This is a genomic window from Martelella sp. NC20 (assembly GCF_013459645.1).
Taxonomy (GTDB): Bacteria; Pseudomonadota; Alphaproteobacteria; order Rhizobiales; family Rhizobiaceae; genus Martelella.
Genome location: NZ_CP054861.1, coordinates 948,537 through 975,000 on the forward strand (window position 1 = coordinate 948,537; position 26,464 = coordinate 975,000).

General features: G+C 58.7%; 20 protein-coding genes, 1 tRNA gene, 2 rRNA genes and 3 pseudogenes. 10 read left to right on the forward strand and 16 right to left on the reverse strand.

The window, feature by feature from the left end; genetic code table 11:
* Positions 1-31: 31 nt before the first annotated feature.
* Together HQ843_RS04680 and tnpC are read left to right on the forward strand one after the other, a co-directional pair.
* Positions 32-418 carry a zinc ribbon domain-containing protein gene (locus HQ843_RS04680; RefSeq protein ID WP_246710279.1) on the forward strand — a complete coding sequence of 129 codons (387 nt, stop codon included), beginning with the start codon at positions 32-34 and terminating at the stop codon, positions 416-418.
* A 220-nt stretch (positions 419-638) separates the two neighbouring features.
* A pseudogene (gene tnpC, locus HQ843_RS04685) lies at positions 639-2,260 on the forward strand (IS66 family transposase).
* Between the two features lie 33 nt (positions 2,261-2,293).
* Here tnpC and HQ843_RS04690 read toward each other — a convergent pair.
* From HQ843_RS04690 to HQ843_RS04710, 5 genes are all read right to left on the reverse strand, one after another.
* Positions 2,294-3,019 (reverse strand): DUF6602 domain-containing protein, encoded by a 726-nt coding sequence (locus HQ843_RS04690; protein ID WP_180899605.1) that lies wholly within the window; start codon positions 3,017-3,019, stop codon positions 2,294-2,296.
* Positions 3,016-3,501 (reverse strand): Mov34/MPN/PAD-1 family protein, encoded by a 486-nt coding sequence (locus HQ843_RS04695; RefSeq protein WP_180899604.1) that lies wholly within the window; start codon positions 3,499-3,501, stop codon positions 3,016-3,018. Before HQ843_RS04695 ends, HQ843_RS04690 begins: the two co-directional genes overlap by 4 nt.
* Positions 3,494-5,221 carry a ThiF family adenylyltransferase gene (locus HQ843_RS04700; RefSeq protein WP_180899603.1) on the reverse strand — a complete coding sequence of 576 codons (1,728 nt, stop codon included), beginning with the start codon at positions 5,219-5,221 and terminating at the stop codon, positions 3,494-3,496. Before HQ843_RS04700 ends, HQ843_RS04695 begins: the two co-directional genes overlap by 8 nt.
* A gap of 4 nt (positions 5,222-5,225) precedes the next feature.
* On the reverse strand, positions 5,226-6,239 hold the full coding sequence (locus tag HQ843_RS04705) for a nucleotidyltransferase (protein WP_180899602.1): 1,014 nt from the start codon (positions 6,237-6,239) through the stop codon (positions 5,226-5,228).
* Between the two features lie 392 nt (positions 6,240-6,631).
* Positions 6,632-6,856 carry a DUF2274 domain-containing protein gene (locus tag HQ843_RS04710; protein WP_180899601.1) on the reverse strand — a complete coding sequence of 75 codons (225 nt, stop codon included), beginning with the start codon at positions 6,854-6,856 and terminating at the stop codon, positions 6,632-6,634.
* 214 nt (positions 6,857-7,070) lie between these two features.
* On the opposite strand from HQ843_RS04710, the gene HQ843_RS04715 reads away from it, so the two are divergent.
* The 4 genes from HQ843_RS04715 (at position 7,071) to istB (ending at position 11,114) form a co-directional block, all read left to right on the forward strand.
* Positions 7,071-8,249, forward strand: coding sequence for a tyrosine-type recombinase/integrase (locus HQ843_RS04715; RefSeq protein WP_180899600.1), 1,179 nt, complete (start codon positions 7,071-7,073; stop codon positions 8,247-8,249).
* On the forward strand, positions 8,246-8,743 hold the full coding sequence (locus HQ843_RS04720) for a hypothetical protein (RefSeq protein ID WP_180899599.1): 498 nt from the start codon (positions 8,246-8,248) through the stop codon (positions 8,741-8,743). Before HQ843_RS04715 ends, HQ843_RS04720 begins: the two co-directional genes overlap by 4 nt.
* Before the next feature lie 119 nt (positions 8,744-8,862).
* Positions 8,863-10,359, forward strand: coding sequence for an IS21 family transposase (gene istA, locus HQ843_RS04725; RefSeq protein ID WP_180899598.1), 1,497 nt, complete (start codon positions 8,863-8,865; stop codon positions 10,357-10,359).
* Positions 10,356-11,114 carry an IS21-like element helper ATPase IstB gene (istB, locus tag HQ843_RS04730; protein WP_180899597.1) on the forward strand — a complete coding sequence of 253 codons (759 nt, stop codon included), beginning with the start codon at positions 10,356-10,358 and terminating at the stop codon, positions 11,112-11,114. Before istA ends, istB begins: the two co-directional genes overlap by 4 nt.
* Before the next feature lie 44 nt (positions 11,115-11,158).
* Here the strand turns inward: istB and HQ843_RS04735 are convergent.
* A protein-coding gene (locus HQ843_RS04735; protein WP_371822076.1) for an IS5 family transposase occupies positions 11,159-11,916 on the reverse strand; the annotation gives its coding sequence in 2 pieces (ribosomal slippage) (positions 11,159-11,587 and positions 11,590-11,916; 756 coding nt in all).
* A gap of 56 nt (positions 11,917-11,972) precedes the next feature.
* Here HQ843_RS04735 and HQ843_RS29975 point away from each other — a divergent pair.
* Entirely contained in the window at positions 11,973-12,683 is a 711-nt protein-coding gene (locus HQ843_RS29975; protein ID WP_371822201.1) for a reverse transcriptase family protein, read from the forward strand.
* A 516-nt stretch (positions 12,684-13,199) separates the two neighbouring features.
* Here HQ843_RS29975 and HQ843_RS30190 read toward each other — a convergent pair.
* From HQ843_RS30190 to HQ843_RS04770, 7 genes and pseudogenes are all read right to left on the reverse strand, one after another.
* A complete protein-coding gene (locus HQ843_RS30190) occupies positions 13,200-13,892 on the reverse strand; it encodes a DUF2285 domain-containing protein (RefSeq protein WP_180899596.1) in 693 nt (230 codons plus the stop codon).
* Positions 13,852-13,983: pseudogene (locus HQ843_RS30195) on the reverse strand (transcriptional regulator domain-containing protein); the annotation flags it as partial. The gene HQ843_RS30190 and the pseudogene HQ843_RS30195, both read right to left, overlap by 41 nt.
* A gap of 304 nt (positions 13,984-14,287) precedes the next feature.
* Positions 14,288-15,484, reverse strand: a complete 1,197-nt coding sequence (locus tag HQ843_RS04750) for a DUF932 domain-containing protein (RefSeq protein ID WP_180899595.1) — start codon at positions 15,482-15,484, stop codon at positions 14,288-14,290.
* A gap of 398 nt (positions 15,485-15,882) precedes the next feature.
* Complete coding sequence (locus HQ843_RS04755; protein WP_180899594.1) at positions 15,883-16,200, reverse strand: DUF736 domain-containing protein; 318 nt, start codon at positions 16,198-16,200, stop codon at positions 15,883-15,885.
* Positions 16,201-16,897: 697 nt separating this feature from the next.
* Positions 16,898-17,146: pseudogene (locus HQ843_RS04760) on the reverse strand (transposase); the annotation flags it as partial.
* Between the two features lie 284 nt (positions 17,147-17,430).
* Entirely contained in the window at positions 17,431-18,567 is a 1,137-nt protein-coding gene (locus HQ843_RS04765) for a beta family protein (protein ID WP_180899593.1), read from the reverse strand.
* 4 nt (positions 18,568-18,571) lie between these two features.
* A complete protein-coding gene (locus tag HQ843_RS04770; protein WP_180899592.1) occupies positions 18,572-19,873 on the reverse strand; it encodes an XRE family transcriptional regulator in 1,302 nt (433 codons plus the stop codon).
* 768 nt (positions 19,874-20,641) lie between these two features.
* Here HQ843_RS04770 and HQ843_RS04775 point away from each other — a divergent pair.
* From HQ843_RS04775 to HQ843_RS04785, 3 genes are read left to right on the forward strand one after another with little or no spacing between them, the layout of a single operon-like run.
* Entirely contained in the window at positions 20,642-20,965 is a 324-nt protein-coding gene (locus HQ843_RS04775; RefSeq protein WP_180899591.1) for a type II toxin-antitoxin system HigB family toxin, read from the forward strand.
* Complete coding sequence (locus tag HQ843_RS04780) at positions 20,955-21,335, forward strand: helix-turn-helix domain-containing protein (protein WP_180899590.1); 381 nt, start codon at positions 20,955-20,957, stop codon at positions 21,333-21,335. The genes HQ843_RS04775 and HQ843_RS04780 overlap by 11 nt, the downstream gene beginning before the upstream one ends.
* 12 nt (positions 21,336-21,347) lie before the next feature.
* Complete coding sequence (locus tag HQ843_RS04785) at positions 21,348-23,045, forward strand: recombinase family protein (protein WP_180902318.1); 1,698 nt, start codon at positions 21,348-21,350, stop codon at positions 23,043-23,045.
* Here HQ843_RS04785 and HQ843_RS04790 read toward each other — a convergent pair.
* The 3 genes from HQ843_RS04790 to HQ843_RS04800 form a co-directional block, all read right to left on the reverse strand.
* A tRNA-Met gene (locus HQ843_RS04790) sits at positions 23,002-23,078 on the reverse strand. The genes HQ843_RS04785 and HQ843_RS04790 overlap by 44 nt on opposite strands.
* A 105-nt stretch (positions 23,079-23,183) precedes the next feature.
* A 5S ribosomal RNA gene (gene rrf / locus HQ843_RS04795) occupies positions 23,184-23,299 on the reverse strand.
* 212 nt (positions 23,300-23,511) lie between these two features.
* Positions 23,512-26,318, reverse strand: a 23S ribosomal RNA gene (locus HQ843_RS04800).
* Positions 26,319-26,464: the final 146 nt, after the last annotated feature.

Sequence of the window (26,464 nt, forward strand, 5' to 3'; positions counted from 1 at the left end):
AAGAAAACATATGTGTCAAGCGTGGCGTCGTATGAAGAACCAGCTCAACGGCAAGCGCCAGCCTCGGTCTCTTCTGTCCGGCCTGGTCTTCTGCGGCTGTTGCGGCGGTCCCTATTCGCTGCGCGGTGCAGGCCGCTTCGCCTGCTCCAACCACATCAGCAAGGGAACCTGCCCCAACAGCCGAACCATCCGGCAGGATGAACTGGAGAGCCGTGTGCTCTCTGGTCTCAGGGACCACATGATGGCACCGGAGATCGCCGCCGAGGTGATGCGCGCCTATAGAGAGGCGCAACGCACTCGGCTTTCCCATCCCGTTGCCCGTGCGGTCGCCCAAGGCATGCTGGAGCTCTTGCGCCGGGCCGATCATGATTTTTCAGAGATGAAGCCTCGGAATCCGCACGCGTTCTTACAGCCCTGAGCGGAGAGGCTCTTGTTCGCTACAGGCAAGTTCTCGATTTTCTAATCATGAATGTGGGCTCGATTAATCCTTCGCTATGGAAGGACTTTGTTGGCGTGATCCTGCGGGTCATTGCCGCATCAGCATCGTGCCGCTGAGCGGTCCCATTGGTACATTATCTCTCTGTTTTTGCGTGATGATTCTGGTGTGGGGCACCCGATTCTGCTAGGGTTTGCTCATCATGACGAGCCCTGCCGAACACCCCGCTGACGAACTTGGGGCGCTGCGCGCGATCATCGCCGCGCAGGCCAGTCATATCCAGGAGCTCTCCCGATCCAACCGCGCCTATGAAGCGCTGATCGATGCCCTGCGGGTTCAGATCGTGCGGCTCAAAAAGCAGAAGTTCGGCGCCTCCTCCGAGAAGGTGACGCGCAATATCGAGCAGCTCGAGCTGGCCCTGGAGGGACTGGAGGTCGCAAGGGCCGCGATCGACAAGAGCGCAGGTGACGACGAGACCGCTGCGCCGCCACAGAACACCTCTTCTCCCCGCCGACGCGGCAAGCCGGTTCTGAGCAAGCATGTTCTCGCGGAACGCTGCACCCTCGATCCCGGCTCAGAGTGCCCCGACTGCGGCGGCGCGTTGCGCCTGGTGGGCGAAGACGTTTCCGAGATCCTCGACCTGGTTGCCGCGCAGCTCAAACGCATTGAGATCGCCCGGCCCAGGAAGTCGTGCCGCAAGTGCGAGACCATGGTCCAGACGCCGGCCCCGGCCCGTCCGGTGCCCCGGGGCATGGCCGGCCCCGGTCTTTTGTCCCACATCCTTGTCAGCAAGTATGACGACCACCTGCCACTCTATCGCCAGGGGGAGATCTTTGACCGCATGGGCGCCGATATTCCGCGTTCCACCCTGATCGACTGGTGCGGCCAGGCGGTTGGCGTGCTCAAGCCCCTGGTCTCCCGTATTCGTGACCATGTCTTTGCCGCAGATCGGCTCCATGCCGACGATACCCCCATTCGGGTTCTCGATCCCAAGGTGGCGATGGCTTCGGGTGGCGCCAGACGCGCAGTCAAGCAGGGGCGCATCTGGGTCTATGTCCGGGACGACACTCCCTTTGCAGGCGACGACCCGCCGGCGATCACCTATCTGTTCTCGCCCGACCGCAAGGGCGAACATCCACAATCGCACCTGGCCGGGTTCTCGGGAATCCTGCAGGCCGATGCCTATTCAGGGTTCGGACAGTTCTACAAACCCGACCCCATGACTGGTAAGCAGCGGATCCGCGAGGCGTCGTGCTGGGCGCATCTTCGACGCGACTTCCACGACGAATGGACGTCGAGCAAATCCCCCATTGCGCTCGAAGCCATCAATCGCATCGGCGTGCTCTACGACATCGAGCGGCGCATCACCGGATGTTCGGCCCGGGAACGTCTGGCTGTCCGGCAGACCGAGAGCAGGCCGGGCGCCGATGCCTTCAAGCGCTTCGCCGAGGATCAGCTCCAGCGCATCTCGGGAAAGAGCGACGTTGCCAAGGCCTTCCGCTATGCCCTTAAGCGCTGGGCTTCCTTTACCCTGTTCCTCGAAGATGGGCGCGTGGCGATCGACAACAATCCTGCCGAGCGCGCCATCAGGCCCATTGCAATCGGAAGAAAGAACTTCCTGTTCGCCGGCTCCGATGCAGGTGGGGAAACGCTCGCCGATGCGATGACCATCATCGAGACGGCAAAGCTCCACGACCTCAATCCGTAGGCTTACCTCACCGATATCCTCGCCGCATCAATGATCACAAGATAAACGCGCTCGATGAGCTGCTGCCCTGGAACTGGCGACCGGCCGACGCCAGTCCAATCGTTGCTGCGGCCTAAACCGGCCGATTACCATAAAATGCGAGAGGCAAGCTATTCCGCCAGCCACTCGCTGTAGGCTTGAATATCGATCATTGGAACAGTGCCGCTAAACTGAAGCTGCGATATCAACTTAAACAAAAACGCAGTGGCCGGTTTTCCACCGGTATGCATGACATACTCTGACAAAACTTCGTCCGCATGGAAAAAGCCGTGTCCGGCTACGCAACCGAAGTCGATCATCCCCTCTTCCTGATCCTGTTTCAACGCGTCAACGAGACTATCTCCGAGTCCAGGCTTCCAATCACTTTCAAAGGTCAGCAGTCCACCATAGATCGGGATGAGCGGCTTCGCGGGATACGTGCCTCCTGCGTGCGGTATCGGCAGACTCGTTCGATGAAGCGCTCGCACGCTCCGAACCTTTTCCTGCGCGTACTGGACATGTTTGCCATTGGCCGACTGTTTCGCCTCGAAAACCGCATAGACGCTTTCCGCAGGAACTATAACTTCGCCCTCGTAGTGAAAAATGAATGGCGAGTATTGGCGATCATATATGACAACATCAATCTGCTGACTGATTGTGCCTTTGCTGTCCACGACATGCGCCTTGTCCGATTTGTAGCGCGCCGGAAGATAGGTATTGAAAAGCTCATTCCAAACCCGTTCACTTGCGTCTCCCTTGGACACTGGGTGCGGCATTGCTTTGCGAATTGTTTCAAGGCGATTTTGAATATCGTCGTGCAAGCCTGAAAGCACATCCTTCAGCGACCATTCGCTCATCTCTCATCCTCCTGGCTGCTTCCCGCGGCGTTACCCTCGGCATCTTCAATCTCAATCTCGCAATTCAACTTATGCCCCGAAGCAAGATAGGTCGTAGCGCCGATGTGAAACCGGGCATCTCCGCCAAGCTTCACGATGATCAACACAAGGAAATTAACCGCCTCGCCCTGATCAGCGAGGAGTTGATACATGGTGGTCTCGTCCCGAAGGCTCGGCAGAGCCGGTACATTCGGATGGGAGTGCCATTCGCCCAGGTAGTTGAACCGTTCCGGATTGCCGCCGAATTTCATGTGCAGCGCCAGGATTTCCCTGCGTGCGGTTCCACCGCGACGATTGAACGTCGCCGCCGTCCCACCGAAGAAACGCTGGCGCGTTGCTTCCGCGACGCGGAAGTCCCCTTCCGAAACCTGCTCGCCAAAGAGCACGCCGCCTATTTCCTTGCGCCCCGCCTTCTTGAGATCGGAAGCCCAGCGTTCAATCATGGTCTTCGGAATCCGCAGTTTCACCGCTTGCACCCTGAAATAAGGATTTGATGAAGTCCGATTCTACAGCGGCTTCGGAATCTGGGGATATTGTGCTTCGGACGGGAGCATCAGCGATGATGGGGCGCGCATCAAACGGGCCGTCAAACAGCCACCCCCGCTTCAACCCCACGAGATAGGCATGTGCATCATATTCCGATGGCTCGGTGTCGCTCAGCGTATCGAGTGCAAAGGCGCTGATATGGGCAGCGAATACTGATACATCGGCATCTGTTGCCTGCATTGGCGCGGCGTCGCCGAGGGAACCGTCATAACCGCGCCCTGTCGCAACCGGTGGCGTCTCATCGCTGATCTCGTAATACTGGTTGATTACTGCGCGAATATCATAAGGCGAAGGATCCTTGTTGACCCTCGCCCTCGCCATTTCACCGCCGACGCCACCGGCGTAAACAGCTCCCCATAGCAACGAACGATTGTGGCGCAGACTCAGGCCGGCCAGGTGATTGAATACGTCCGGATTGGCGGTGACATCGATGATGACATCACAGGAAGCGAGCGCCTGGTTAACATTCGCGGCTTCCTGTGACGAAACCTGTGCGCCAATCGCACTTCTCCAAACATCGACCTCAACGTCGCGACCAATGAGGCGCAGCCGATGCGCCGTCAGCTCTACCTTGTGACGTCCTACATCCCGCCAGTCACCGTCATGACGTTGCAGATTACCGAAGTGCAATATGTCGCCATCGACTAGTTCAAACTGGCGAACGCCTGACCTTGCAAGTGAGACAGCAATCTTGGAGCCGAGCGACCCGAGCCCGACAATCCCGACCTTCTTATTCCCGATATCAGCTAATGTGAGGCCCGATCGATCACCGTCGAATGGGGCAAGGACGGTTGTAAACGTCATGAGGTCATCATCATTCGCAAAATGGCAGAGCAACGTAAGCCCGCCCTCCGACCCGCGAAGCACAACCGCCCAATGCGCATCTTCCGCCATGGAGAGCCGATCACCGAGCAGATCGACCAACTTCTTGAACGTCTTGATCTTCTTCAGCACCGTGGTCGGTGTATCCGTTGCGAAGACAGCACCCTCCTTTACAACACAGGTTTTTCGAAGCGCATCGGGCGTAAGGCTTTGTTTTTCGCCATTCGCCTTGCCGCATATCGAAAGAATATGCGCCATGAATGTCCGACCGCTGTAGGAGTCGATGCCGATCTCCAGCGGCAGTCCATCAATGTTGTCATCCGCCAAAAAAAGGCGCGCCAATGGGCCGACATAGAATCGTGTCACCTCGGACCGCAGAGCCAATGTTGCCGGGAAATCATGCGCTGACGGCGCGCGGACCGCAGCTCCGTCGTCATCCGGCGCCTCAGTTTCAAGGAGCCGCCTTGCGCTTTCGATCATCATTGCGCCGGTTACGTCCGGCGTCCAATTGTCGTTGCGGATTTCGAGGCAGAGATCTCCACCGGCACCGTATTGATGACCGGAAAGCCGGGCGTCGCCGTCGGCAGGAACAATGCTCGGTGGCGATGCGGGGAACGTATTGTGATAGGTCAACCGGAGAGGATAATTCCCGCGCGCGATCACGATTTCGAAGCCAAGCGTCAATCGCAATTGCTCATCCACGGACCAAACCGGGTTTTGAAACCAGTCCGCGTCAAGCGCTTCAATGGCTTCGCGTTCAACTCGCAATCGCGTCTGGTCGGTCAGCCACCACATAAGCCTATGCGAACTTCGCTGGCCGTGTTGACGGCGCCGCCTGCGCACCCGTGAAGCTCAAGGGAGACATCGCGGCAGCAGCGCTTTTCGTGGATAGCCCGGATTTTTTCGGTTTGGGAAACCGATCACCGAAGATCCGACGCCAATAATCCGTGGCCTTGTCTTGATCATCCGCAGCCAGCGCTTTGGCGGCGTCGTTACGGTGCTTTTCGATCTTGTCGTAGTAGGCGCAGAATTCTTCGTTCGTCACTCCGGCAAGTATGTCGCCTCCCGGCACAGCCGGATCGTCGAGAAACGGGCATGTCCCAAACATCCGATCGTTAGCATAGGCGTCAAGAAATGACTGACACCAATCATGAAAGAGCTGGCCGTAGTTTGTCTCGGTCTCACTGATGTGCGGTGCGATGAGGGTTTCGAGCGCAAAACTCTTTGGATGCCGGGACATGGTCTTGTTCTGGCGACGCGCCCACTTCGCCATGCGCGTCATTGGATTAAACCGGCCCGAACAACGTTCGTTCTGCGCTGCCGACCAATCCGTGTGCTCTTCCGGGTCTGTCTTGTACCATTCCCCGGTATTGCGATTACCGATCCGAAAAAGGTTGTCCTCCTGCCGATCGAGCAGAATCGAGACGTCAAGGTCTGCCTTGTTCATCGATAGAGCGATCGAGCACCTGTTCCGCTTGATCGAAGTGATACCGAGCTCATCCCGAGCCCGATTCAATGCGGCATACAGCTCATCCATGAGCTCTACCGGATCAGAATCCCATGGAGTGCCATCAACAACGGCATAAAGGTCCACATCAGGTCGCTCGGTCGAGCCGTTTTTTGTTCGTGGCCGAATGGCGGTGTAACGTTTGTAAGAGCCCCCCAAAAAGACCCGCTTCACCCTGTCTTTGAACTCGTCGTCTTTGAGCAACGCCGCCCGCACCGACGTGTGAGCGCTCTTGCAGTTCGACAAAGTCGTCTCGCTCGGAGTGATGTCCTTGATGAACTCGGCAAATCTGGCATTCGGCGTCATAGCGGCCTCGGTGTTCAGCTTATGTTCTCAACATCTAGCACTCTATGCAGTCGAATGCCAAGCTCGAATTTCACCATATCTAGCAACATCACCAAAATAATACCACAATATATCGAATACTTCGTCTTCCCATCTCGCTGTCAACCGCTAAGCGCGCGGCTGCTGGACATACGTCCGATTTCCGACAAGGGATCCTTTCGCGCCACTCAGTTAATATCTGCTGGGCGGCGGCCCTATGCACAAGGCTACCAGCTTTATAGCTGTTCCCGATGTCGCTTTCATTCCGCTCCTGGACGAGCCGGAACCGGCAAGGTTCGGAGTAGTTTGGTCACCCATAACTCCGCGAGAGCACTTCGGAACTTGTTCGAAATCGCGCGGAAACAGGCCACGATCTAAGGTGACGTCGCCCGCCTAGCTTTGGCGAAACCGCGATCTGTGGCGATGAAGCGCTCCAGCATCGGCACGATGAGCTTCACGGGATCGGCGACGGGCTGGCCGGTTTCACGGGCCAGCACCTCGGCATAGGCGACCAGATCGCGGTGAAGCGGCGCAGGCAGTTCCACCGTCACCTTCACCGGCTTGTCGTCGGGCAGCGGCCCGAGTTTCAGTTTCGTCATGATCAACCTCTTGCCGGCTCGAATACCAGATCATATGCCGCCATCGGGACTATGCCGTGTTTCGTGTGCATCTTCTTCCTTTCCATGGTATTTTGGAGTTGTCGGTCGGCATAGTCCGGTTCAGCCGGGCTCGACCGGCGGAGCTATTCCGATGAACAGGGCCTGCAGAAAGCGGCCCTGCCGGCTTCGTGCCGAAGGGCCGTTGGCTCCTCACATGGGGCCTTATGCCGAATACCTCGCCGAGCGCGGATATTCGCAGGTTGCTTTTTGGCGGAAGACCTTCCTCGTCAACGAGTTCAGCCGGTGGCTGGAGCGCGAAGGCGTTCCGGTTGACGAGATCACGAGCGGCCACGAGGAGGAGTTCCTGCGTGATCGCGCCCGTTATCGCCTTCCCAAGGGCGGCGACCGCATTGCCCTGTCCGGCGTGACGGATTGGCTGCGGCAGCAGGGTATCGTCGGGGACCCCGTCGCAATGCTGGACGATATGTCCGACCTGGATCGCATCGTGCTGGAATACAAAAGCTGGTTGCGCGAAGATCGCGGACTGGCGTCGGCGACGATCGAGAACTACGCGGGCTATGTCGGCCGGTTCCTGAGGGAGGTATCCGGCGGGTCGGAATTGCGCCTTGCCTCTGTGCGCCCCGGTCAGATCACGGACTATATCCGCCGACTTGCACCGAAGGATCGCACCTTCGCCGCCGCCAAGCACATCGTCACGGCGCTGCGGTCGTTCTTCCGCTTCGCCCGCTACCGCGATTACATCCTCATCGATCTGGCGGCGACGGTTCCATCCGTTGCCGGATGGTCTATGGCGTCGATCCCGAGGGCGATGCCTGCCGAACAGGTTCGAACTCTTCTGACCGCGAGCAAGACATGGCGAACGCCCTCTGGCTTGCGTAATCGTGCCGTCCTGTTGCTGCTCGCCCGGCTTGGGTTGCGGGCCAAGGAAGTCATTAGGCTCGAATTGAAGGATATAGACTGGAACGAAGGGTTCCTGCGTGTCCACGGCAAGGGGGGCGTGGAACGACTCTTGCCATTGCCCCATGACGTGGGAGAGGCGATCGCCGCCTATCTTGAACATGGGCGACCGGAAACGCCCTGCCGAAGGGTATTTGTGCGTTCCCGCGCTCCCTTCGACGGCCTCAAAGCGCACAGCGACATCTGCCAGATCGTCGCGCGTGCGATAATGCGCGCCGGCATCAAGCCCATGTCGAATGGAGCGCATCAACTTCGTCATGCGCTGGCCATCGACATGCTGCGCGCGGGGGCATCGCTGACGGATATCGGCCAGGTGCTCCGCCACAGCAGCGCAAATGCAACGCGCCGATACGCCAAGGTCGATCTCGACGCTTTGCGGGAGGTTGCCCTGCCATGGCCGGGGGCGCTGCCATGACAGGGCTGCGCATCGCCATCGCCGATTATCTGGAACTGCGCCGCGCTCTGGGCTTCAAGCTGAGAACGGACGAGCGGCTGCTTATGGATTTTGCGGTGTTCATGGAACGGCGTCATGCCACGCACATCACGGTAAAGCTGGCGGTGAGATGGGCGCAGCAACCAGCATCGACCGACCCGAACTACCACGCCGGCAGGCTGCGCGCCGTGCGCAGCTTCGCCCGCTACCGCATCCTGACGGACCCGCGCACCGAGATTCCGCCAGCGGACCTGTTGCCGAGGCAACGGAGTTCCTTCCAGCCGCATATCTTCACCGGGGAAGAGATCGCGCGCATTCTGGCGGCGAGCCTGCGGTCGCGAGGCTGTGCCACGCGGTTCTATTGCCTTTGCCACTACACCATCTACGGCTTGCTCAGCGTCACCGGGATGCGGGTCAGCGAGGCCTTGAACCTCGATGTCGATGACGTCGACCTCGTGTCCGGCGTGATCACCTGAGATCGGCGGTGCAAAAGTCGGCCACGGAAGCGGCGGAATAATTCGTCCGCGGGCGGAGTAAAATCCGGCCACCTATCTTCCTTCTGCAATGAGCGCAGGAGGGACAGAGGATTTACACCGTGGATCTTTATCTGAAGGTTCGTCTGGCCGTCTCGGAAGGGATGAGCCGGCGTCAGGCAGCCAAACACTTCAACATATCCCGCGACAGCGTAGCGAAGATGCTGTCGTATTCGACGCCACCTGGCTATCAGCGACAATCACCAGTCCGGCGGCCGAAGCTGGACGCGTTCGTTTCGACGATCGACCACTGGTTGGATGAAGACAGACAAGTGCCGCGCAAACAGCGCCATACGGCCAAGCGTGTTTTCGACCGGCTTCGTGATGAGTGCGGGTTCACCGGCGGCTATACGATTATCAAGGACTATATCCGGGAGCGGGAACAGCGCCGTCAGGAAGTGTTCGTGCCGCTTTCTCATCCGCCCGGCCATGCGCAGGCGGATTTCGGTGAGGCGACGGTGGTGATCGGCGGTGTCGAGCAGAAAGCCCGGTTCTTTGTGCTCGACCTTCCGCATAGCGACGGCTGCTACGTGCGGGCTTATCCGGCGGCGGTGGCCGAGGCCTGGGTTGATGGCCACGTCCATGCGTTCGCCTTCTTCGGGGCCGTGCCGCAATCGATCGTTTATGACAATGACCGCTGCCTTGTGGCCAGGATCCTGCCTGACGGCGCGCGCAAGCGGGCAACACTGTTCAGCGGGTTCCTGTCCCATTATCTGATCCGGGATCGCTATGGCCGCCCCGGAAAGGGCAATGACAAGGGTAACGTCGAGGGCCTCGTGGGCTATGCCCGGCGTAACTTCATGGTCCCCATCCCGCAGTTTGCGACCTTTGATGCGTTCAACGCCTTTCTGGAAGAACAGTGCCGGAAGCGCCAACGTGACAGGCTGCGCGGTGAGAGCGAGACGATCGGTGAACGGCTGCAGCGCGATCTCGCTGCCATGCAGTCCTTGCCAGCGTCGCCATTTGACGCCTGCGACCAAGCCAGCGCCAGGGTGACGGCCCAGTCTCTCGTTCGCTACAAGACCAACGACTATTCCGTGCCTGTCGCCTACGGTCATCAGGACGTTTGGGTTCGAGGCTATGTCGACAAGGTGGTGATCGGCTGCCGCGGCGAGATCATCGCCCGCCATCCCCGGAGTTGGGACCGGGAGGATGTCATCTTCGACCCTGTGCATTACCTGCCGCTGATCGAGCGGAAGATCAATGCGCTGGATCAGGCAGCCCCTTTGCAGGGCTGGGATCTCCCGGAGGAATTCGCCACACTGTGCCGCCTGATGGAAGGCCGCATGGCAAAACATGGCAGGCGGGAATACGTGCAGGTTCTTCGTCTGCTGGAAAGCTTCGATATGGCTGACCTGCATGCGGCGATCAAGCAAGCCCTGCAACTCGGGGCGATTGGCTTCGACGCCGTCAAACATCTGATTCTTTGCCGGATAGAGCGCCGGCCGCCGCGACTGGATCTGTCGATTTATCCCTATCTGCCGAGAGCAACCGTCGAGACGACATCGGCGAAGGCGTATATGGGCCTCCTGTCATCGGGGAAGGGAGAAGCGGCATGAGCGCCGAAGCACCCGAGATCCTGCTTGCCCACTATCTCAAGAGCCTGAAGCTGCCGACCTTCCAGCGGGAGTATCAGAAACTGGCCCGGCTTTGCGCCACCGAGGGTGTCGACCACATCGGATACCTCACCCGGCTTGCCGAGCGGGAAATGATCGAACGGGATCGCCGCAAGGTCGAGCGGCGTATCAAGGCAGCCAAATTCCCGGTTGTCAAAAGCCTCGACAGTTTCGATTTTGCCGCCATCCCGAAGCTCAACAAGATGCAGGTGCTGGAGCTGGCCCGCTGCGAATGGATCGAGCGTCGCGAGAACGTCATCGCTCTCGGCCCCAGCGGAACCGGGAAGACGCACATAGCGCTCGCCCTCGGCCTTTCAGCCTGCCAGAAGGGCCTGTCCGTTGGCTTCACCACAGCCGCAGCCATGGTCAGTGAGATGATGGAAGCCCGTGACGAGCGGCGCCTCTTGCGTTTCCAGAAGCAGATGGCAGGGTACAAGTTGCTGATCATCGACGAACTCGGCTTCGTGCCGCTCTCCAAGACTGGCGCGGAACTGCTGTTCGAGTTGATCTCGCAACGTTATGAGCGGGGCGCCACCCTGATCACCAGCAATTTGCCCTTTGACGAATGGACAGAAATCATGGGATCCGAGCGCCTGACCGGCGCTCTGCTCGACCGCGTCACGCACCATGTCAACATTCTCGAAATGAATGGCGACAGCTATCGTCTCGCCCAAAGCCGTGCCCGAAAGGCCAGCTGAAACCCTTCAAAAATCGCTACGCAGGTATGAGGCCCCCGCTCGGGCTACGCCCTCCCGCGGGCCTCATACCTGCGCCCGAGGTGGCCGACTTTTGCTCCGCCCCGTGGCCGGTTTTTACGCCGCCGTTGACAGCGCGCTTCCTTGATGCGGTTGAAGAACCGCTCGACGAGGTTTCGATAGCGATAGAGGAACGGACTGAAAGCGAAGGTCTTTTTCCGGTTCCGTTTCGCCGGGATGTTGGCGAATGCCTTTGCCTGAGTTGCCGTGGCGCGGATGGCGTCGGTGTCATAGCCACGATCGGCCAAAAGCGTCGTTCCGGCATGAAGTCTGGTGAGCAGATCTTCGGCGTAGCGACAATCAGCATGCTGACCTTCCGAGAGGCGAAGATCAATCGGCAGCCCGTCGGCATCGACGAGAGCGTGGATCTTCGTCGTCAGGCCGCCTCTGGAACGTCCCATGCTTCGATTGGTGCCCCCTTTTTACCGGTGGCGCCATGCTGATGCACGCGAACACACGACGAATCGATCATCTGAATATCACCGTCGAAGGCGGAAGAAATCGCCTTGAGAAGGCGATCCCAGACACCAGCCCGCCGCCAGCGGACAAAGCGATTATAACAGGTGGTGTGAGGACCATAGCGTTCCGGAACATCCGCCCATGGGCTGCCGGTGCGAAAGCGCCAGAGAATGCCGTTGATCACACGACGATCATCAACCCGCGGCACGCCGCGGCTGTTGTTGGGCAAAAGCGGCTCGATCACCGCCCACTCGAAATCCGTCAGGTCAAAACGTCGGCGCATCAAGGGTCTCCTTTCCTGAGACCATTGAATCAAATCATTCCGGAGAAGTGAAACCGTTTATGGGTTTAAGGCCTAGGGTGCAATCCTGGATCGCAAGTGAAATTCTGAACCGTGCGCCCTGCCATCCGGCCAGTACAGCTTTTGCCCCTGGAAGCAGGCTGGTTGCTGCAGCAAGACCACACTGTCAGGCTCAGTGGATGATTAAGTTTGACGTTCAGGATTTTTTCGAGTCGATAACAGAAATAGATGCGTTTCGGGTTTTTCGCGACAGGGGGTATCAGGCCCTGGTTGCTTTTGAATTGGCGCGGCTATGCACCCGCCTGCGAGACAAGCACCGAGTTCCGACCAGTTACTTGCCGTCACGCCGGCGGTCGCGATATCGTGGACCTGACATCGAAGCGCTGTATCCTCGCAAGCATTTGGGCGTGCTCCCACAAGGAGCTCCGACGAGTCCAATGCTTTCCAACCTTGCAGTTTCTGACTTAGACGCAAATCTAAACCTTATTGCAGAGAAGTTTGGACTTCGATATTCTCGTTATGCAGATGATCTGACGTTCTCCACGACTAAGAAATCCTTTGGCCGCAGCAACTCTATAAGATTGGTGGGTGAGATTTACCAAGAAATTATCGCACGCGGCCTTTCTCCGAATCGATCCAAGACCTCGATAATAGCACCTGGGGCCAGGAAAGTGGTTCTTGGCTTGCTGGTCGATGGTCAGCGTCCACGCTTGACGAGGGAGTTTCGTTCACGGCTTCGAATGCATCTATAACACATTACCCATGACGAGCATGGCCCAAGTCGACATGCAAAAGTACGAGGCTTCACTTCAGTCGAGGGTTTACGGCAACATCTGCTAGGCCTGATCGCGTTCGCAGGCCAGATAGACTCGGTGTATGCCGATAAATGTAGGGCCAATATGTATAAAGCTGACTGGTCAGCCACAACGACCTGAGACTTCGAAAAGTAGTGGGATTTTCCCTTAGGAGAGCTTTTGGGGGGACATTTGACTACGACTTTGCGTCAACTGAAAGGTCCCTGAAACGAGTGCCCTTGTCGGTACTGCGCTCTGGTTGGCCTTCCGCTTCGGAATGACACTGGTCATGCCCAGTACCTGGTTCGAATGTCCGTTCAGGGCCGGTCGATAAGCTGAGCGCGTCGCTGCGCGTGCAAAATCGGCCTGACGCGCTCTGGTCAGTTTGGGCTTGAAGGAGCCATTCGCTGCGCATTGCTCCAAGGTCGGCAATTGACACAGCTACCCGCGGGACGACGAAGACAGCATATTACCTTACCTTTGTCGGACCTTGATCGGATAGTGCAGCATAAGCCGATAGCCGCCGCGCATCATCCTGATGCCGTGGGCAGCCAGGCGACGCACCCTATTCTTTCGCGGGTCGCTCTCGAAATCCTCCTTCGTGCCGTGAAACCCGAGCACCCCTTCGGCGATGGATCGATAGCTCTCACCCTGCAGGCGCGCATCAAGCGCACGCAATGACATAATATGCCACGCGCGGAGTTGATCGGGAATATTCCTGAAGTCCGGCCCCGGCTTTCTGCCGCGCAGGGCCCTCCATAGGCGACGTGCTGCGTGGGCGCGCAATTCGAGGAATTCGTCCATCGGAAGAGTGACGACGTAGAATGCAGCCGTATTAGGCAAGGATTCGGGTAGCCAGAACTGATGTTCGACGCCATCCATCTGCCAGATACCATGCCAGCCATCGGCGGCGCGGCGCAGTTCGAGGCCGTCGAGATGGGCGAGAACGACGACTGGCTGGCGGGTCACCTCGTCCGGTACGGTCGGTACCAGTTTGACGGCCTGCGGCTGAAACCGGGGTGACCAGAACAGCGGATCGTGCTTTGGCGATGTCTCGGGATCGTGCGGGAAACCGCAATCCCCACCGTCGTACAAAGTTTTCGAGCTCACTCTCATCCGAACGCCCGGTCCGGGCCAGACGCTGAAAATCCCTATGATACTCGTCATTGCGACGAAGATACTCCCAGGCGAAACCGGCAGCGGGAAGGGTCTTCGCATGCCCGTAAGCCGCTGGCGTCCGCCAATCGATTTTGATCATGGCGTGTCCTCCTCACGGACGTGCGAGACCACGCCCGATCCATGAGTTTCCACCACGGATCAATCGGCCAGTAGAGGGAATAGTGCGATATGTTGTTCGCCTAATCCGAACACTTGTCGCCGCTCAGATAAATGGTTCTGCTATGATTTCGCGAGCCGGGCGCAGCCCGGCGAGCGGCGGCCATGTTTTCGGGCATGGGCGCAACGCCGATCCGCAATGCCGGATCGGCGGAAATTCGGGAGGTCGGAAGACCTGAAAAGCGGAAAGCCGCGCAACCGGGTTTCTGGTTGCGCGGCTCTGCCGGTTATGCGGCCTTTTCCAGCAAGGTTCTGGCCTTCGCCTCCAGTTCAAGGCGGTTGTCCTGATGGGCCTTGCTGCGGGCATGGGCCGTCATGCCCTGCACGAAATCGAAGATGCTTTCGGGCGGGTGACCTTCCTCCTGCAACACGGTTTCGATAATCTTGCCGGTCTCCGCCTTGCTGAAACCCCGCTTGCGCAGGAAGCTTTCCCGGTCCTCGTCGGTGCGAGCGACGATCCGTTCCCGCGCCGCCCTGATCCCGGCGACGAAGGGCGCGGGCGAGGAATTGGCGAAGCTGGTCAATGCCGGGGCCGCTTCATGGGCGAAACGCTGCGCGGCAAACTTGCTGTGCCGGATGCTGATTTCCTCGAAACCCTCCACGCCCCAAAGGTTGCGATTCATGCAAACCGCCCGGAGATAGAAAGAGGCAATGCCGAGGGTCTTCGATCCGACTTCGCTGTTCCAGCAATAGAAGCCCCGGAAATAAAGATCAGGGTCGCCGTTCGGCAGGCGGCCGGCTTCGATGGGGTGGGTATCGTCCACGAGGAAAAGGAACACATCCCGGTCGCTGGCGTAAAGCGTGGTTGTGTCCTTGGTCACGTCCACGAATGGATTGTGCGTCATGGTCGCCCAATCCAGCACGCCCGGCACCTTCCACATGGTATCGCCGACGCCATTGCCCGCGATCTTCATGACGGCGGCGACAAGTTCATGGTCCCAGATGCGGCCATAATCCGGGCCGGTCACGGCACGAAGCTCCACGCGCCCGTCCCCGGTTTCCAGCGTCTTCACCAATTCGCCGCGATGACTGACAAGGCCATGTTGCAGATTGATGCCCGCCAGCGGTGCGGGAAGGTCGCGCAGGTAGCGGGCCGGTGCGCCGACAAGGCTACAAAGCTGGGCGAAACTCCAATGCGTCGGGGCGACGGGCTGCTCCTGTCCGGGAACGATCAGCGAAAGCCGTTCCGCGTCGTCGCGGCTCGCCTCCACGCGCACGGCGCGGCTTTCCACGGTGCGGGCCTTGGCGCGATCCGCGCAGGTCTTCACGGCGTCGTAAAGCTCGGTCAGCGACAGATAGCGTTCATCATCCGGGCGCGAAAACCATTCCGACGAAACTCGGCTGATATTCTCGCCGCGCGAAATGTCCACGCGGAAGCCTTTGGAAACGGGCTGCTGCTGAGGGTTCAGGGTCATGGTGTTCATGGTCTTTTCCTTTCATGGGCTTGGGTTGGAGCGCAGCGCTGCGCTGCAACCCTGCCCGTCGGCGAGACCGGGGGGTGCAAGGCGCAAGGGCGGACGGGCGGAGGGGGATCACCCGGCCTGCACAAGCGGATCGAAGTCGTGACGAAGATGCGAAGCATGTATCCGCGCGGAAGGCTGGGGATACCGCCCGTCCGCCCTTGTGCCGCGCCAGGGGGCAGCGCCCCCAAGGAACCGGCCCGGCCAAAGCGTAGCGGCGGCCGGGGGAGAAGATCTGATCGGGATACGCAAAGCCTGAAAGCCGGAACCCCATATCCCGATCTCCTTGTACCAAGAGCGGCGGCGGCAATGAGCAAAAAGAAGCCCCGCTCGGATGAGCGGGGCGGTCTCGGGTTTAGGTCTCAGTCGCCGTTGCGGCGGGACCAGATGAGGTTGTGGGACTTTCCGTCTTCGGCTTCGACCAGGCTGGCGTAGATCGGGGCCGGAAAGCTCGGATCGTCCAGCTTGACGCTGAAGTATTCGCGCTGCGTCTCGCGGGCGATCTTCTTCCAGGCCGCGCCGAACTCGGTGGCTCCGGCGAAGATGCGGAAATCGGGACCGCGCTCGCTGTCGCCCTCGGTGGCGGTGAACTTGGCCTTGACGTTGAGGGTCAGGGTCTTGACTGCACCGGTGAAGCCCGCGCCGTTCTCGTTCCGGGTGAAAGTGCCGATGGTTGCCATTGTCGTGTTCGTGCGCCAAGAGTGACGGCTGGAAACCGTCACGCGCACTTGTTGCCCCTGCGGGGTGGGAGACCCCGACGCCAACGCGCCGCAAGCGCGGGGGTGAAGCAGACGGGTGAGGTAAACCGGGTGCCTCCGGCGAACCATAAATAAGCAGAACCCGTCAAAGCCGGACGATAAGGGACTTCCGCCCGTAGTCGGTCCGGTGAGCGTGCCTGTTATGGGAAGGGTGATCGAACCGATGCTTGAAGCCTCGTTGCAACATGGAATCCGCCAAATCGGAAGTGGGCGGATCGGTCGAAAGACCGGAGGAGTGCCGGTCCCCGCTGGATGTACGGGGACCAGGGGCGCGTGCTGGTGCGCGCGTCAGCCAGCGGCCCAGCTTGCGGTGGCCGGTGGCCGGAATCCTCACGGGGTAGAGTCGGTCCCTAAGGCAGGCGAAGGGACAGCAGGTGAACTTGGGAACCTTGCCGTGTTTTCTCCCGCAGGATTGCGCGAGATGATCGAGGCGACCGATGATCGGCGCGGCAGGGGGCGGAGTCTTCGTAGTAGTCCGAGGGTGGGAAAGCCGTCCACATGGCGAAGGGAGACAGTGAGTGAAGCAAGCCGGCAGGAGGTGGGTCGATGAAGCCCGATGCGGTGAATACCGTGTTCGTCCTCGACATGCAGCGCAAGCTTCACAGGTGGAGTGTCGCGGAGTCAGCTCGCCGATCTTGGCATGAAGGGTTTTGACATCGACGGTTGGTCCCGCCGGTTCCGCCTTGGTTTCATCGCCAAAAACGCCGGTCGCCCCTTCAAGCAGCTGATCTTTCCATTGCTTGATCTGGTTGGCGTGCACATCGAACTGCTGAGATAATTCCACCAGCGTCTGCTCACCTCGGATGGCGGCAAGCGCCACCTTCGCCTTGAAAGCCGGGCTATGGTTCCGGCGCGGTCGTCTCGTCATGGTATCTCCTGTTCCCGGCATCTAAGCCGAAGTCAGGCAGAAACTCCACTTATCCCAGCTGTGCAGATTTCCCGGGCCGCCTCACTCTATGGCGCGATATTCTGCGACATACCTAGCAGACGCCGTCGAGAGCCAAACGGCCAGAGATACGGATTTTCAACAATGACATACGGGAAGTCTTATACTACCAGGATTCGAGCTTCTTGCGGCCGTTCGAAAGTCACTGGCGACGTCCGAAAAGTCTGGTAACGTTGCGCGATGCTACGCTGGGGGGCAAATCCACATCAGATAAATGAAAGCTGATCGGAAGGATCGCTAAAAGTTGTCTCCGTGAAGGCCATCCCCTTGATGTCGCCTATGTCGCGGACCACCCGCGTAATGTGGTGGGTCGTGTTGATCTCGCGCCACGTCGAACCATTACCTGGGCCGTCCCACCCCTTAGCGGTCTTGAAGATATAATCGTCGGCCGAGCTGAAACCTCGCCCGGCGAACTTACCGCTCCGCAGGATGCGCTCGCAGACGCCGCGCATAACGGCCGCGGCCTGTCCCTCAGCTGAGCCTCTGACGACGAGCCAACTGTCGGGGGTCGTGTACCGGTAGTGCCGGATAGGAATGCCGCCGGAGGCCTTATTGAACTCGAATTTCGCGCAGTCTGCTCCGTAGTCGCCGAACACCAAGTGCTCGGGCGAGGCTCCGTCGAGCTTGATCGCCTCCTTCCAAGCTAGCCACTCGTTGCGGGGGACGACCGCGTCGCCTCCCGACTCCGCGGGGTTCACCTCCGGGTAGTTCGTTCCTTGGAACACCACATAGTGCCAGCGGCCAATGCCTTGCAGGTCTTCGAGGGCGGCTTGCGCGATCCCAGCCACCGCGAGTGCGTCGGAAAAATCGGCGTCCGAAAAATCCGCTAGGACTGCGCACCCCTCCGGGGTTACTCCGAGCGCGGACACGGCCGCAACAAGGCGGTCACCGAGATCCCTGTCGATTTCGCCGGATTCCACCCGTATCGCGACCTTTGTCGTGGTCTCGGTTGCCAGGGCCAGGCGAAAGGCAGCTGCTCGAGGTCCGAGAGCATCTGCGAGCCCCATGATGGGGATCGGTTGGGCATGGGCCTTGCGCGCTACATCGAACATCTTAGGCAGCCACTCGACGCACTCCGCCTCTCCGAACTCGGCGAAGAGGAAGCGAACGTCGAGGAGGGCGTCACGCATTTTCCAGTGATCGGCGATGCGTCGGCCGGTCTCGTGGACGATCTCGTCCTTGGTGAGGGGCCGGTGCTTCTCCGCGTCGCGTTCCTTGGGAGGAGGAACGACGAGACGCGGGACGATCTTGTCCGCCACGTCAGGAGCGAGACGCTGCAGACCGCGATACTCGCCTTGCTTTAGGCGAAGCGCCGGCACGTAGATGGGGCGAGTGCGAGCCATGGGCCTAGGTTCCTTTCGAAAACTCGATCAGGTATTTCCTAACCGCGCCTCTTCCGATCAAGTTCGAGAAGATCGCGTAGTTTCCCCTCTCTTTTCGTATCCTACCGAAGACGATGGCGGGATTTATCCCCAACTCCTTCGCGAACTTCTCGACTACTGCGGGGGACTTCGTGATGCGGGCCGGCGACCGCTTCCATTGCTCTTCGGGGATGAGCACGTTGGAGGCGAACTCGTTCGCCTCCTGCTCGATCTCGTCGACGCCGGTTGTGTCCGTGTCGTCGAAGAAACCCGTGCGAAGGCCGGTCCGGTAGTGGAGGATGACGTGCCCGACCTCGTGCAGTAGCGTGAACCAGAAGTTGTCCACCGTGTCTCGCCGCAGCGTCAAGCCGATGACCGGCACGCCTTCCAACAAGAATGCGGCACCATCGACCTTCATTCCGGGTATCTGCGGCTCGGCCACCAGCACGATCCCCTTACTCAGTAGAAGGTCGCGCGCACGCGCCGGCCCGTCTTTGTGCTGGCTGAGCCTAGCCAGGTCCATGAGCCATGTTATATCGAGCGGACGATAGACCACGGCGTGGGCGGTAATGATCTGCTCGGCGCGGCGGGTCATCCGCGCCTTCCAAGCAAGCAGCAGGAGGTCCTCAGAGTGGTCTTGCACATTCAAGCCAGTTCGCAGCAGAGAAGGGCTGCCGTACTTCAATATGTGGTCCGACACGTAGCGCTGAAGATAGTTGAAGCTTTCCTCGTCGGCCAGAACCGCCGGATTATCATCCCCGAACCAGCCGTTCGCGCGAGCATGCTTCAGTACCTTCCTAACCTCGGCCGCAGAAACATCGCGAGCGATGTTCCAGCCGCCGCCGAACCAGCTGGATAGGCTCATCTTCCAATCGACGCCCAAGAACCTCGCTATGCGTCGAAAGTTGGCGAGGCTTATGGAACTGTACCTGTCGGCCTCGTATCTCTGAATTTGTTGTTCTTTTAGGCCCAGTTTTCTTGCCAACTCCTTTTGCGTCAGCCCCCGCGCAATACGAGCGACTATCAGCGTGAGGCCAGGGTCGTTGTCGGCCCGATGCTCAAGATCTTCAAAGTCCCCAGACTTCGCCGCCTCATACGCCTTGACCAGAGCTTCGAGCTCGCCTCTTTCGGCTTTGATGGCGTTTCGGAAGCCGTCAACTACCTGGGGCGGAAGACCGGCGACTATCGGTTCGAACGCCCGTGCCGAAGACAATAGCTGATCGAGCTCGGAAGCTATTGCCCGAGCGTCGCGTGCTTCCCGTTCATTAAGAATCACCGAAATCTCCATCATCTCCTTTTACACAACAAAATCGTTGTGTTCAATATAGAGATTAGCGGAGACGTGATCAGCTTGTGGAAACGGCCTTAATTACTGGACTGGCTTCACAGCGCCGTCGCTCGCAACCTGCCATTCCGTTTCCTGCGCCGATCCAGCCGTTCGAAAATGGGCAAAACCGCTAGCTATACTGCGTCAGTTAGCATTGGAAGTCGCATCGCGCGGCTGAGAGGGCTATAGCGTCGATGTAGTGCTCTTCCTCACCGGGTACGGCCCTTCGATGATCGCCGCTCGACCCGCCGGAGCATGTGGGATTCGAATTCACCCAAGGACGACCGGACAATAGTGGAATATATCACTTCCGACTAACCCATCCCTTTCCTGCGCTAAGGTATCCTATTGACCGCATGGCCTGCCTTGCGCTCTTCCCGACAAAGGCATTCCCCGTTTCCATGATGTCGCCCCCGTTTCCGGGGCCTTGGATTTTGGAGACGATGGCAGTCAAGCGGAACAAGATCAATATCGAGGTCAGCCCCTCGAGTGGACCGGAAGCGGACCGGAGTGATCCCGCGTGTAAAGACGCTGCCCTGAAAGCCCTGGCCCGTCTGATCGGCCACCAGATCGCCCGAGAGCAATTCGAGCGCAAAGAAGCGCAGGAACGGAAAGCAAGTCGGTGCAAGAGGCACTCTTCCACTTGACCACCCCCCTTGCGGCTCCGACCGTCGGAGCCTTGGCATATTTCAATTGCTACCATTATGGTAACGTGGTACAGAGGTTAGAATGAGGATCATCGCCCGCCGCACGCTGCGGCAATTCATCGACAGCCTCGCGGGGCAAAAGAACCAGTCGGCGGTCAAGGCCGCACTCGATGCCTGGTTCGACGAAGTCAGCAAGGCGGAGTGGGCGAGTTCCGCGGATGTGAAGAGACACTATGCGACGGCCAGCATCGTCACGGCCGAGCGGATCGTCTTCAACATCAAGGGCAACGACTACCGCCTCGTGGTGGCGGTCGATTTCGAGAAGAGCATCGTCTGGATCAAGTGGATCGGCACTCACAAGGCCTACGACAAGATCGACGTGACGGAGGTGAAGCATGGTGACTGAACTTAAACCCATCCGCACCGAGGCGGATTACGACGCAGCGCTTGAGGAAGTTGAACGCCTCTGGGGGGCGAAGAGCGGAACGCCCGACGGCGACCGGCTCGACGTGCTGGCGACGCTGATCGATGTCTATGAAGCGAAGCACCACCCGATGGACCCGCCCGATCCGGTCGAGGCGATCAAGTTCCGCATGGAGCAGCAGGGGTTGAGCCGCAAGGATCTGGAGCCGATCATCGGACCGCGTGGCCGGGTCTCGGACATCCTAAACCGCAAGCGCGGCCTGTCGATCGACATGATCCGGCAGTTGCACGAACAGCTCGGCATCTCGGCGGACGTGCTGATCCGGCCGAGCCGCTTCGACAAGGTGGCATAAAGGAACCCGATCATGACCCGCGTTGCGCTCTATGCCCGCTACTCCTCCGACAATCAGCGGGAAGCGTCGATCGAGGACCAGTTCCGGATTTGCCGAGAACAGGCGAAGCGGGAGAAGTGGAAAATCGTCGGGACCTACAAGGATGCGGGTATCTCCGGGGCCAGCATGATCCTGCGTCCCGGCATCCAGTCACTGCTCCAGGACGCGCAGGCCGGGAAGTTCGACATGGTGCTGGCCGAAGCGCTGGACCGGGTCAGCCGCGACCAGGCCGATGTCGCCACCTTCTACAAGCACCTGAAGTTCGCCGGCGTCCCCATCGTCACCCTGTCGGAAGGCGAGATCAGCGAGTTGCATGTCGGGCTCAAGGGCACGATGAACGCGCTGTTCCTCAAGGACCTCGCTGCAAAGACCCATCGGGGCATTCGTGGCCGTGTCGAGGAGGGCAAATCGGGCGGCGGACTTTGCTATGGCTACAAGGTCGTCAAACAGCTCGACGCACGCGGCGATCCGATCCGCGGCGATCGCGAGATCGATGACGCGGAGGCGAACATCGTCCGGCGTATCTTCCGGGAATTTGCCTCTGGTGTGGGTCCGCGTACGATCGCTCGCACCCTGAACGAAGAGGGCATTCCCGGTCCAAACGGCAAACCATGGGGCGACACCACGATCCGCGGCCATGTGAAGCCCGGAACCGGCCTCATCAACAACGAGCTCTATATTGGTCGCCTGATCTGGAACCGGCTACGCTACATCAAGGATCCATCGACCGGAAAGCGCGTGTCGCGCCTCAACCCCGAGAGCGAATGGCTCACCCGTGAGGTGCCTGAGTTGCGTATCGTCGATGATGAGCTTTGGCAGGCGGTGCGTGAGCGGCAGGCCGCGATCGCGGATAAATACGCGAATGTCACCGAGGCGGTGCGCAAGCACCACAAGAAGAACCAGCTCAACGGCAAGCGCCGACCTCGGTCCCTTCTGTCCGGCCTGGTCTTCTGCGGCTGCTGCGGCGGTCCCTATTCGCTGCGCGGTGCAGGCCGCTTCGCATGCTCCAACCACATCAGCAAGGGAACCTGCTCCAACAGCCGAACCATCCGGCAGGAAGAGTTGGAGGACCGTGTGCTCTCGGGGCTCAAGGATCGCATGATGGCGCCGGAGATGGCCGCCGAGGCGATGCGCGCCTATGCGGAAGAGACCAACCGCTTGAACCGCGAGCGGCGTTCGAACGGGAATGCCTGGCAGGCGGAGCTGGCGAAAGTCGAGAAGCAGATAGCACAGCTTATCGAGGCCATTGCCGACGGCATGTATCATCCGTCGATGAAAGAGAAGATGACCACACTCGAAGCCCGCAAGGCCGAGTTGGCTTCGCTTCTCGCCGAGGCACCGGACGACAAACCGGACCTCTTACCAACGGCGGCGGCGATCTATGCAAAGAAGGTCGCGAAGCTCACACAGGCCCTGAATCGCCCTGCCGAGCGGCAGGAGGCTGCTGAGGCATTGCGGATGCTGATCGAGAAGATTGTACTGACGCCGGGCCCGAAACGCGGGGAGATCGACGCCACGCTTCACGGCGAACTGGGTCAGATCCTGGCGTGGACGGAGCGGCAAGCTGTTGGAAAGGCATCAAAAACGACAAAACCCGCAGCGGCTGCTACGGGTTTGTTGGTATCGGTGGTTGCGGGGGCAGGATTTGAACCTGCGGCCTTCAGGTTATGAGCCTGACGAGCTACCGGGCTGCTCCACCCCGCGTTATATATTGGCTTTTTGAACGCAAAAAAGCCGCTTTACGGCGGCTTTTATCGGCAGTCGCCGTTGATGCTCTGAGAAGATATCAAACGCGGCTGCAATTTGCAGACCTGGCAGCGACTTACTCTCCCGTGTCTTAAGACAAAGTACCATCAGCGCTGGGGCATTTCACGGCCGTGTTCGGAATGGGAACGGGTGTTAAGGGCCCCGCCATAACCACCAGGTCGGCGAATTGCAGCGTTTGTTTGTTTTCGAGAAGCTGGTTTTGTTGAGGTGCTTCAGTGACGCACATTGGGAAGACTGTCGAGGGAATTCCCTCAGCAGCTTGCCTGCGTCGCGAAGCGCGCCGTCCGCAGCGTAGTGGCCAAAGGCCACGACAGCGTGAGGACATATAGATCGTGTTCATCGGCGAAGCCGATGAACATGAACAATGAGAACGATCAAGCCAATCGAGCGATTAGTACCGGTAAGCTTCACACATTACTGCGCTTCCACACCCGGCCTATCAACGTTGTCGTCTACAACGGCTCTGATAGGGAATACTCGTTTTCAGGTTGGTTTCCCGCTTAGATGCCTTCAGCGGTTATCCATTCCGTATATAGCTACCCTGCTATGCGGCTGGCGCCACAACAGGTCCACCAGAGATACGTCCATCCCGGTCCTCTCGTACTAGGGACAGATCCTGTCAATATTCCTACACCCACGGCAGATAGGGACCGAACTGTCTCACGACGTTCTGAACCCAGCTCACGTACCGCTTTAATTGGCGAACAGCCAAACCCTTGGGACCTGCTCCAGCCCCAGGATGCGATGAGCCGACATCGAGGTGCCAAACAACCCCGTCGATATGGACTCTTGGGGGTCATCAGCCTGTTATCCCCGGCGTACCTTTTATCCGTTGAGCGATGGCCCTTCCACGCGGGACCACCGGATCACTATGACCGACTTTCGTCTCTGCTCGACTTGTCAGTCTCGCAGTCAGGCGGGCTTATGCCATTGCACTCGACGACCGATTTCCGACCGGTCTGAGCCCACCATCGCGCGCCTCCGTTACTCTTTAGGAGGCGACCGCCCCAGTCAAACTACCCACCATACACTGTCCCGGATCCGGATAACGGATCGCGGTTAGACATCCACGAAGATAAGGGTGGTATTTCAAGGATGGCTCCACAAGAACTGGCGTCCCTGCTTCAAAGCCTACCACCTATCCTACACATGTCTTGGTAAATGCCAGTGTAAAGCTATAGTAAAGGTGCACGGGGTCTTTCCGTCTGACCGCAGGAACCCCGCATCTTCACGGGGAATTCAATTTCACTGAGTCTATGTTGGAGACAGCGGGGAAGTCGTTACGCCATTCGTGCAGGTCGGAACTTACCCGACAAGGAATTTCGCTACCTTAGGACCGTTATAGTTACGGCCGCCGTTTACTGGGGCTTCAATTCAATGCTTGCACATCTCCTTTTAACCTTCCAGCACCGGGCAGGCGTCAGACCCTATACGTCGTCTTAAAGACTTCGCAGAGCCCTGTGTTTTTGATAAACAGTCGCTACCCCCTGGTCTGTGCCACCCTCTTACACTTGCGTATAAAAGGGTCACGCTTCTTCCGAAGTTACGCGTGCAATTTGCCGAGTTCCTTCAACATAGTTCTCTCAAGCGCCTTGGTATACTCTACCTGACCACCTGTGTCGGTTTCGGGTACGGTCTCATGGTGGAGCTATTTCCTGGAACCGCTTCACCGCAAGGACAATCCAATAAGTCCTCACGATTTACGCAATCCGTCACTACCACCTGGCCCACGAATATTAACGTGGTTCCCATCGACTACGCGTTTCCGCCTCGTCTTAGGGGCCGGCTAACCCTGCTCAGATTAACTTTAAGCAGGAACCCTTGGTCTTTCGGCGAGGGAGTCTCTCACTCCCTTTATCGTTACTCATGTCAACATTCGCACTTCCGATACCTCCAGGACCCCTCACGGGTATCCCTTCATCGGCCTACGGAACGCTCTGCTACCACGTACACTTGCGTGTACATCCTCAGCTTCGGTGCATGGCTTGAGCCCCGGTACATTTTCGGCGCAAAGACCCTTATTTAGACCAGTGAGCTGTTACGCTTTCTTTAAATGATGGCTGCTTCTAAGCCAACATCCTGGTTGTTTTGGGATCCTCACATCCTTTCCCACTTAGCCATGACTTGGGGACCTTAGCTGGAGGTCAGGGTTGTTGCCCTTTTCACGACGGACGTTAGCACCCGCCGTGTGTCTGCCGACTAGTACTCCTCGGTATTCGCAGTTTGGTTAGGATCAGTAAGACGGTGAGTCCCCATAGCCCATCCAGTGCTCTACCCCCGAGGGTATTCGGTCGACGCTCTACCTAAATAGATTTCGCAGAGAACCAGCTATCTCCGAGTTTGATTGGCCTTTCACCCCTAGCCACAAGTCATCCCGATCTATTGCAACAGATATGGGTTCGGTCCTCCAGTTGGTGTTACCCAACCTTCAACCTGCTCATGGCTAGATCACTCGGTTTCGGGTCTAATGCAACTAACTAAATCGCCCTATTAAGACTCGCTTTCGCTGCGCCTACACCTACCGGCTTAAGCTTGCTAGTTACACTAAGTCGTTGACCCATTATACAAAAGGTACGCAGTCACCCAGGACGAACCTTGGGCTCCTACTGCTTGTAGGCATCCGGTTTCAGGATCTGTTTCACTCCCCTTGTCGGGGTGCTTTTCACCTTTCCCTCACGGTACTTGTTCGCTATCGGTTATGCACGAGTACTTAGGCTTGGAGCGTGGTCGCCCCATGTTCGAACAGGATTTCACGTGTCCCGCCCTACTCAAGGACAATGATTGTTCTACGCATACGGGGCTATCACCCATAGTGCCAGGCTTCCCAACCTGTTCTGCTTCATTCATCATTGCCACTGGCCTGGTCCGCGTTCGCTCGCCACTACTTGCGGAGTCTCGGTTGATGTCCTTTCCTACGGGTACTTAGATGTTTCAGTTCCCCGCGTTCGCTTCTTAACCCTATGTATTCAGATTAAGATACCTATCAGCGATATCTAGAAAGATAAGATGTTCCAAGGAACACCTTAAATTTTCTAGATATCTAAGGTGGGTTTCCCCATTCGGATATCCATGGATCAAAGCTTATTCGCAGCTCCCCACGGCTTTTCGCAGCGTATCACGTCCTTCATCGCCTGTGCATACCAAGGCATTCACCAAATGCCCTTAAATCACTTGATCGTTCTCATTGTCGATGTTCATCTGCTCTGTCCTCACGCTGCCGCAAACCTTGCGGTTTGCTTCGCTCCGGACGGGGCGGCGAACCGTCGCCGACGGGCTTGCGCCCTACGGGTAAGTTCCTCGCAACGTCTTTTGCAGGCTTTGTG